6 protein-coding genes are annotated in these 5,081 nt (G+C 70.5%); 1 reads left to right on the top strand and 5 read right to left on the bottom strand.

The annotated features are described in order from the left end of the window. The 5 genes from GT354_RS15065 to GT354_RS15045 form a co-directional block, all read right to left on the bottom strand. A partial coding sequence (locus GT354_RS15065) for an RNA methyltransferase (protein WP_161356823.1) occupies positions 1-665 on the bottom strand: 665 nt, incomplete at its 3' end. Between the two features lie 117 nt (positions 666-782). Next, a complete protein-coding gene (gene cysS / locus GT354_RS15060; protein WP_161356822.1) occupies positions 783-2,192 on the bottom strand; it encodes a cysteine--tRNA ligase in 1,410 nt (469 codons plus the stop codon). Positions 2,193-2,233: 41 nt separating this feature from the next. Beyond that, on the bottom strand, positions 2,234-2,737 hold the full coding sequence (gene ispF, locus GT354_RS15055) for a 2-C-methyl-D-erythritol 2,4-cyclodiphosphate synthase (RefSeq protein ID WP_161356821.1): 504 nt from the start codon (positions 2,735-2,737) through the stop codon (positions 2,234-2,236). Continuing rightward, positions 2,727-3,500, bottom strand: coding sequence for a 2-C-methyl-D-erythritol 4-phosphate cytidylyltransferase (gene ispD, locus GT354_RS15050; RefSeq protein ID WP_161356820.1), 774 nt, complete (start codon positions 3,498-3,500; stop codon positions 2,727-2,729). The genes ispF and ispD overlap by 11 nt, the downstream gene beginning before the upstream one ends. A 93-nt stretch (positions 3,501-3,593) precedes the next feature. Further along, a complete protein-coding gene (locus tag GT354_RS15045; RefSeq protein WP_020552233.1) occupies positions 3,594-4,076 on the bottom strand; it encodes a CarD family transcriptional regulator in 483 nt (160 codons plus the stop codon). 385 nt (positions 4,077-4,461) lie between these two features. On the opposite strand from GT354_RS15045, the gene GT354_RS15040 reads away from it, so the two are divergent. Then, positions 4,462-5,081: hypothetical protein (locus tag GT354_RS15040; RefSeq protein ID WP_161356819.1), on the top strand; the 620-nt coding region annotated here is incomplete at its 3' end.

Raw genomic sequence — 5,081 nt, 5'->3', positions numbered from 1 at the left:
GACGACTTCCACGCGCCGGCGGTCATGCCGGCCGCGCGCCGCTCCGGCACGACCACGCCGTGCCCGCCGAAGGCGGCCGCGGAGCGGATCACCGCGCCGAGGTTGCGCGGGTCGGTGACGCTGTCGAGCGCGACGATGATCGGTACCTCGCCGCGGTCGTGCGCGTCCACCACGAGGTCGTCGGGGTGCGCATACTCATAGGGCGGCATCTGGAGCACCAGGCCCTGGTGGATCGCGCCGTCGGTCATCCGGTCCAGTTCGGGACGCGGGATCTCCATCAGCGGAATGCCGCGCACGTTCGCGATCTTCATCGCCTCGCGCACCCGGTCGTCGCTGTCGATGTACTGCGCGATGAACAGCGACGTCGCCGGCGCCTCGGCGCGCAGCACCTCGAGCACCGAGTTGCGGCCGGCGACCAGCTCGGACGAGCTCTTGCCACCGCGACCGGGGCGACCGCCCGCGGCCCGACGCGTCGTGGGCGACGCGTTCTTGCGCTTGGCGGCGGCGTGCGCGGCGCGCTGCTTGGCGTGCCCCTTGCGCGCCTCGGCGGGCGGGGTCGGCCCCTTGCCCTTCAGCGCCCGGCGGCTGTGCCCACCAGTGCCGACCGAGGGCCCCTTCTTGCTTCCCTCGTTGCGCTTGTTACGGCGCTCCGTGTTGCCGGCCATGACGGGTACATCCCTTCGATTGCTTCATCAGCAGCTGCAAAACAGCTCACATGCTTGTACAACCGTACGGCCGGCCCGCCAACCCATGGCGGTCCGGCCGTACGGCACGTCTTCGAACTAGCCCTTGTGCAGCGTCCACCGCGGACCGTTGGGAGTGTCCTCCACCACGATCCCGGCCGCCGTGAGGCTGTCGCGCACCGCGTCGGCCGCCGCGTAGTCCTTGCGGGCCCGCGCACTCTGCCGCTGTTCCAGCGCGAGCTTGACCAGGTGGTCGACGACCCCGCGCAGTTCGTCGGATCGACCCGCGGACGCACCCGCCGTCCACTGCGCGGACAGCGGATCCATGCCGAGCACGCCCAGCATCGCCCGGATGTCGGCCGCGTGCCGCACGACCGCGTCCTTGTCCCCCGCCGCCAGCGCCGTGTTGCCGTCGCGCACGGTGTTGTGCACGATCGCCATCGCCTGCGGCACGCCCAGGTCGTCGTCCATCGCCGCGGCGAACGCGGTCGGCACCTCGGCGGCGACCTCGATCGCGCCGGTCTGTTCGCCGGCCCGCTCCAGGAAGCCCTCGATCCGACCGAAGGAGACCTCGGCCTCGTGCAGGGCCGCCTCGCTGTACTCGATCATCGACCGGTAGTGCGGGGTGGCCAGGTAGTAGCGCAGGACCAGCGGCGACCAACGCTTGAGCATCTCCGTCACGAGCACGGAGTTGCCGAGCGACTTGCTCATCTTCTCACCGCTGAGGGTGACCCAGGCGTTGTGCATCCAGTAGCGCGCGAACGGGTCGCCCGCCGCCTTGGACTGCGCGATCTCGTTCTCGTGGTGCGGAAACACCAGATCGAGCCCGCCGCCGTGGATGTCGAACTCCGGACCCAGATACTTGTGCGCCATCGCGGAGCACTCCAGGTGCCATCCCGGACGGCCGTTGCCCCACGGAGTGTCCCACGAGGGTTCGCCCGGCTTGGCCGCCTTCCACAGCGCGAAGTCGCGCCGATCCCGCTTGCCGGCCGCACCCGTGCCCGCGTCCTCCGCCTCGCGCATCGCGTCGGGCTTTTGCCCGGACAACGCGCCGTAGGCGGGATACGAGGACACGTCGAAGTAGACGTCGCCGGCCGACGGGTAGGCGTGCCCGGTCGCGATCAGGCGGTCCATCATCGCGACCATCTCGGGGATGTGCCCGGTCGCCCGCGGCTCGACCGTCGAGGGCAGGCAGCCCAGCGCGGCGTAGGCGTCGGCGAAGGCCCGCTCGTTGGCCTGCGCGAGGCGCCAGGGCGGGATCCCCTGCTCGTCCGACTTCGTGATGATCTTGTCGTCGATGTCCGTGACGTTGCGGCAGAACACGACGTCGTTGCCGCGGTGGGCGAACCACCGGCGCAGCACGTCGAAGTTCAGCCCCGACCGGATGTGCCCGATGTGCGGCGGCGCCTGCACGGTGGCACCACACAAGTAGATCGAGACCCGTCCCTCGACAAGCGGCACGAAGTCCCGGACCGTGCGGGTGCTGGTGTCGTACAGGCGCATGCTCACACGCGCAAGCTTAGAGCGTCACGACGGCCGTCCGGTCCTGGTTATCCATCGACTCTTACCACGAGCGCGGTCGCGATGGCGGCCAAGCCCTCGGCGCGACCGGTCAGGCCCAGACCGTCGGTGGTGGTGGCGGACACCGACACCGGGGCGCCGGCCGCCGCCGACAACGCCGCCTCGGCCTCGGCCCGACGCGGCGCCAGCTTCGGGCGCACCCCGATCACCTGGACCGCGACGTTGCCGATCGCGAACCCGGCCTCGGTCACGAGCCTGGCCGTCTCGGTCAACAGGGCGACCCCGGAGGCACCCGCCCACTCCGGCCGGGCGGTACCGAAGTGCGCGCCCAGGTCGCCCAGACCCGCGGCCGAGAGCAACGCGTCGCACGCGGCGTGCGCCGCGACGTCACCGTCGGAGTGGCCTGCGAGGCCGGTCTGCCCGGGCCAGCGCAGCCCGGCGACCCACAGGTCGCGACCCTCTTCGAAGGGATGCACGTCCACGCCCACGCCGGTGCGGGGCAGGGCGATACGCGGGGAGTGTTCACCGGACAACGTCGATCTCCGCACTGTCACGACCGCTGTCGCGATCCTCGTGCGCCTCGTCGGCCGCCGCCGCGCGTCGCTCCAACAGAGCGCGCGCGAGCAGGAGGTCGAACGGACGCGTCACCTTGAATGCCTCTTCGGAACCGGGTACGACCACGACGGTGCCGCCCGCGCGCTCGACCATCCCGGCGTCGTCGGTCGCGCCCGCCGCGCCGAACCCACCGGCCTCGGCGTGCGCGTGGCGCAGCACGGCCCGGCGAAAGCCCTGCGGGGTCTGCACGGCTCGCAGCAGCGAGCGGTCGACGGTGCGCACGACGGTCTCGACCCCGTCGATCGCGGCGACCTCTTTGACGGTGTCCACCACCGGTAGTGCGGGCACGACGGCGTCGGCTCCGGCGACGACGGCGGCGATCACCGCCTCCACCACCTCGGCCGGCACGAACGGGCGCGCGGCATCGTGCACGAGCACGATGTCGTGGTCCAACGACACCGCGTCGAGCGCGAGCCGCACCGATTCCTGGCGCGTCGAACCGCCCGCGACCACCCTCACGGGTGAACCGGGCGGCAAATGCGCATCCAAAAGATCCCGGACACCGGCCACACCGTCCGGAGGAGCCGCGACCACTACCGCGGAAACCCCGCGGGCGGCCAACAGCGACCGGACGGCATGCACCAGCATCGGGATGTCCCCAAGCTCACGCAACGCCTTGGGCGCACCGGGACCGAGTCGTTCACCGCGCCCTGCAGCGGGCACAAGGACTACAGCGTTCAACGAGGTCCCCTCAAACCACCCGGGTGGCGACGCGACATCACGTCGACACCACACCGGCGGATCCGTCCGTCACCGACGGGCGGATCCTACGGCTCAGGAGGCAAGAACCTCGTCGAGGATGGCCTCGGCCTTGTCCTCGTTCGTGTTCTCGGCGAGCGCCAACTCGCTCACCAGGATCTGCCGTGCCTTTGCCAGCATGCGCTTTTCGCCTGCCGACAGGCCACGATCACGCTCGCGGCGCCAGAGGTCGCGCACGACCTCCGCGACCTTGATAACGTCACCGGAGGCGAGCTTTTCGAGGTTCGCCTTGTAACGTCGTGACCAGTTGGTCGGTTCTTCGGTGTGCGGAGCCCGCAGTACCTCGAAGACGCGGTCGAGGCCTTCCTGGCCCACCACGTCCCGGACACCGACGAATTCCGCGTTGTCCGCAGGCACGCGGACGGTCAAATCACCCTGGGCGACCTTCAACACCAGATAGGTCTTGTCCACACCCTTGATCGTGCGCTGCTCGATCGCCTCGATCAGCGCGGCCCCGTGATGGGGGTAGACCACGGTGTCGCCAACCTTGAACGTCATGTGACAGGTACCCCTTCCGTGGCTTTCTAGGGTAACACGGGACACGCCCCTACTGAATGACGTTTCCGCAGGTCAGGGCCTTAGTCGGGGCTTGACAACGGGACCGTGCGCGTGCTCGCCCGGGAAAGCCCACACCTGTAGGACTCGAACAAATAGGACAAACAACGCCTCCGAGCGGCGCTTCGAGCGCCCTCGCGCGACCCATATGTCACAGGCGCCCCACCCGCAAGCCCCGCCGACCGGGCGTGCGTACTCGCCTGCGGCGCCGACGAAGCTCGCTCCGGCGCGGTGAGCCGCGTACGAGTCGCGCACTCGGCCTGAGTACGCTGTCCCAGGTCATCGTGACCGGTCCTCGATCCAAGATCTTCAAGGAGATGCCGCCGCCGTGAGCCGCAGCCTTCGACGCGGCGCCCTCGCCGCCACCGTCGCCGCCGTCCTCGCCCCTCTGGCCGCGGGATGCGCCAGCGGCAAGGACGCCGAGACACACCAGATCAAGCCCGACACCGCAAGCACGGCGTTCGGCGACCTCAAGATCCAGAACGTGCAGCTGGTGACCGGCGACCAGGGCAAGCACCTCGTGGCGCTGGGCGCCGCCTTGTTCAACGAGGGCAAGGAGCCCGAGACGATCACCAAGGTGACCGTGGACGGTGCCGGGGCGGCGACCGGCGGCCCGCTGACGATCCCCGCCGGCGGCGCCCTCTACATGGTCGACCGCCCGCAGGGCATGACCGCGGAGAGCCCGCAGGGCAAGACCTACCTCGGCCCGCTGGTCTTCCCGAACGCTCCCGACGTCGAGGCCGGCTCGTTCCGCAAGGTGACGTTCGCGTTCGGTACGGCAGGCGAGACCTCGCTGGACGTCTCGGTGCACGCGCCCACGGGCTACTTCGAGCAGCTCAAGCCGACTCCGGCGTTCACCCCGCCGCCGCCGGCTCCCGCGCCGACCACCGCCGCGCCCACCACCGGGGCACCGGCCTCCTCGGGCGCGACGAACGGCGTGCCGACGGC

Source organism: Streptomyces sp. SID3343, from assembly GCF_009865215.1.
Lineage (GTDB): Bacteria > Actinomycetota > Actinomycetes > Streptomycetales > Streptomycetaceae > Embleya.
The sequence above is the reverse complement of the archived record's forward strand: the minus strand, read 5'-3'. Positions and strand labels throughout refer to the sequence as shown.